Origin of the sequence: Nostoc sp. (assembly GCF_041747015.1) — a bacterium.
Classification (GTDB): domain Bacteria; phylum Cyanobacteriota; class Cyanobacteriia; order Cyanobacteriales; family Nostocaceae; genus Nostoc.
On sequence record NZ_JBGTFY010000087.1, the window covers coordinates 1 to 3304 of the forward strand.

The 3304-nt window shown below is 43.8% G+C and carries 4 protein-coding genes and 1 pseudogene; 2 read left to right on the forward strand and 3 right to left on the reverse strand.

The genetic code is table 11. The features are described from left to right. Positions 1 to 546, reverse strand: a 546-nt coding sequence (locus ACEW80_RS06765; protein WP_373525864.1) for an NmrA family NAD(P)-binding protein, incomplete at its 3' end; no start/stop codon positions are given. On the opposite strand from ACEW80_RS06765, the gene ACEW80_RS06770 reads away from it, so the two are divergent. Continuing rightward, complete coding sequence (locus ACEW80_RS06770; protein WP_373525865.1) at positions 535 to 1242, forward strand: IS6 family transposase; 708 nt, start codon at positions 535 to 537, stop codon at positions 1240 to 1242. The genes ACEW80_RS06765 and ACEW80_RS06770 overlap by 12 nt on opposite strands. Positions 1243 to 1409: 167 nt before the next feature. Here the strand turns inward: ACEW80_RS06770 and ACEW80_RS06775 are convergent, their stop codons facing one another. Together ACEW80_RS06775 and ACEW80_RS06780 are read right to left on the reverse strand one after the other, a co-directional pair. Further along, on the reverse strand, positions 1410 to 1802 hold the full coding sequence (locus ACEW80_RS06775) for a type II toxin-antitoxin system VapC family toxin (RefSeq protein WP_373525866.1): 393 nt from the start codon (positions 1800 to 1802) through the stop codon (positions 1410 to 1412). Then, a complete protein-coding gene (locus tag ACEW80_RS06780; protein WP_009630077.1) occupies positions 1802 to 2026 on the reverse strand; it encodes a hypothetical protein in 225 nt (74 codons plus the stop codon). The genes ACEW80_RS06775 and ACEW80_RS06780 overlap by 1 nt, the downstream gene beginning before the upstream one ends. 492 nt (positions 2027 to 2518) lie before the next feature. Here ACEW80_RS06780 and ACEW80_RS06785 point away from each other — a divergent pair. Next, positions 2519 to 3304 (forward strand): annotated as a pseudogene (locus tag ACEW80_RS06785) (hypothetical protein); the annotation flags it as partial.

The window sequence follows — 3304 nt, forward strand, 5'->3', positions numbered from 1 at the left end:
TGGATCGTTTATGTGCGCTGCTTGCACCCACTCCTCAAAGGCTGGCTCACCTGCCTCAATAGTGCGCCCCAGCGCCTCACTCATCAGCGTCACCAACTCCATGCGGTTGACCATACCAGGAGCGCACAACTCGAAAGTGCCGTAACTTAACTTATCCCCAGTCAGCGCTAGGGCGGCGACTTCTGCGACATCACGGTAATCTACATAAGATGCTTTTACTTGTTTGGAGTAAGGCAGAGAGAAACGACCATGCTCCAACACAGCGCTCCAGCTACCATTGAGATTCTGCATGAACATAGTGGGCTGCAATACCGTAAATTCCATCCCTGATTCGTACAAAGCTTCCTCCACCGGAAGTTTAGCTGCATGATTACTCAGCTTGGAAATTGACGGGTGGATAACACTGGAGAAAACAAATTTTCGTACTTTAGCAGATATTGCCGCCTCAACCATTGCTACGCCCAGCTCGGTTGTGTTGCAAAAAAGGGTAAGCTGAAATAATTCTGCTAGAGAAAATAATTTTGCCTGCCTCTGATGAATTCTCAATCCCCTTTCAAATGGCGGCATTATCAGTCCGAAATCATCCTGCGTTGTGTGCGTTGGTATCTTAGTTATCCGCTTTCTTACCGTCAAGTAGCAGAAATGGTGAACGAGCGGGGAATGGAGGTACATCACACAACAGTGTTTCGTTGGGTGCAGGAGTATAGTCCAGAAATAGATCAGCGTTTTAGACCGCACTTGCGCCTAACCAATGACTCGTGGCGGGTAGATGCAACTTACATTGAAGTCAAAGGTAAATGGAAATATCTGTACCGAGCCGTTGATTCGGCGGGAAACACCTTAGATTTCCTCCTCACGGCGAAGCGAGACGCGAAAGCAGCAAAACGCTTTTTCCGTAAGACATTAAAAGCCATTCACACTTCCACCCCACGAGTCATCACTGTAGACAAAAACCCCGCTTATCCACAAGCGATCAAAGAACTCATTGCTGCCAAAAAGTTACCGGAAACAGTGAAATTGAGGCAGATTAAGTATCTCAACAATGTAGAGCAAGACCATCGTGGCATCAAACGATTAGTCAAACCTGGAATGGGGTTTGGTTCATTTAATACCGCACGGCGAACAATCCGGGGTTATGAAACTATGAACATGGTGAGAAAAGGACAAGTTTTAGGAGTTCCAAAGGGAGCCGTCAAAGAGCGGATTCTCTTCATCAATCAAATCTTTGGAGTGGTTGCATAATTCAATCTCCTGCCACAGGGTTTTTCTATCCTCACGAAGTTTTTGCAACACAACCGTTGCAAGAGCGGTTGACTAGCATTGCCAAAGTAAAACGACAGGAACTTGCACGTGGTCAAGCTTCTAGTGGGCGACAGGCAGGGTTATCAGCCTAAGTGGAGGATTCTCTATTATTCCAGAAGCCGCACTATATCTGGAAACTTCTCTGCCAGTTTACGGTCGAACGTTATAACTTGAACCTGCTCCCTAATTGCGGCTGCTATAAATAGCGCATCATAAAATGGATGACTTGCCCGGACTGCTAACTCTAAAGCAACCTCTCGAATATAAGCGCTAGGGATAACCTTATCTATCAAAGCCTCGGAATCTTTTAGCACCTCTAGCCCCGTTTCAATCGGTAATTGCCGAAACTGAATCCACTGCCATACTACGTTGCCTAATTCGGCAAATAACGAATCTGGCACTATTATTTGCTCTGCTGTTTCTAAAGCCGTAATTGCCTGATTGTACTGACCTTCTACCCTTAATAGCGCGTAGGCAAATACCATCGTATCAATCACCATTAGGGTCGCCCTTGCTCTTTCCACTCTTGCAGTTGGCTAGCTGCTTGGACGGGTAAAGTCTCAGAGCGTTGGCGAATACGTTCAATCGCTGCACTGCGTTGTACATAACGGCTTTGTAGCAAATCACGGACTTCCTGTTCCATTGAAATTCCCTTCTGTTCTGCAAGCCGTTTAATGCGATCAACCAGTTCTTCCGGCACATTGCGAATTGTAAGTGTTGCCATTTTGCTTTTTAGTCTCGAAAGATATACTTATAATTATGCTGGCAAATTGCTGTCACTGCTATCTTTTATTCTCCTGCGTAGACCATGCCGTCTGTTGGTGATGAGTCTCGATTTTATCGGCATTATCATGAAGATAATCGGCTAATTCTTAAATGGAAACTTGCACATTTTTACTGCCCTTTATATAGACTGTAGCCATTAATGTGTCTAAGTTATTTATTGTTTTCTCAGCGCTACTAAGGTCGATTTCGGCATCGACTTTAATTTTAACCTTATCTTTTTTTCCAAGCAGCTACTTGGAAGTAAAGATTATAAGGTAACAATTACTGATTCTGGTCTGTCTTCCGTATTGTCTTAGGTAGCTATTCGTAGCTAGTACCACCTGTTAAAAATAAGTGGTACTTTTATCTACAGACTGAATTAACGGCACAAAATTTTAATTTAGCTTTAGAGAGGGTTGAAGTTATTTTGCTAGGAACTGGTAGTTATTAGATGAAAATAAACCTCAAGTATATATTTTTGAGTTTGGGGTTAATTAGCCTAGGTATTGTGGGCTATTCTGGTCATACCTTATGGCGAGTCTTAAGTATTGGCACGGCTTATCAAGCTAAACAATTTTGTTCGGGCGTGTTTGTCTCTGGGCGCACTCCAGAATCTATTTTTAATCAAGATATTTTAGCCGAGATTGAAGGTTTATCGGCACTGGAACAGTCAATTGTCAAGTCAATTCAAGTTAATGTTGATCGCCCACAACAATCTGTAACAGCAAGTATTTTTGGTTTAGTAAAACATTTTGCCATCTTTCGTTCTGGACTTGGTTGTACTTTAGTCATTGCTACCTCTACTACAAAGTTGCGATCGCCAGTTAAGTCAATGCATCTGGTTCCCCAAAAATTAGACGCACAGTGGTTACTAGGACAAACAGACCGAGAGCCACCTGGAGTTGACCAAAAACAACTCAACGTAGCTCTAGACTCGGTTTTCCACCCACAGCAACACACTAGGGCTGTAGTGGTGGTTTATAAAGGTCAGATTGTCGCCGAACGTTATGCACCAGGCTTTTCCTCTAGGATGCCTTTACTTGGATGGTCAATGACCAAGAGTGTAATTAACGCACTTGTGGGGATTCTTATCAAGGAGGGTAAACTATCGCTCTTGGATAAAAACTTGATGCCACAATGGAACAATGGGGGCGATCGCCGCAGCCAAATTACTCTAGATGGGATGCTTCGTATGAGTAGTGGGCTGAAGTTTAACGAATCCGAAGGAAATCCCCTA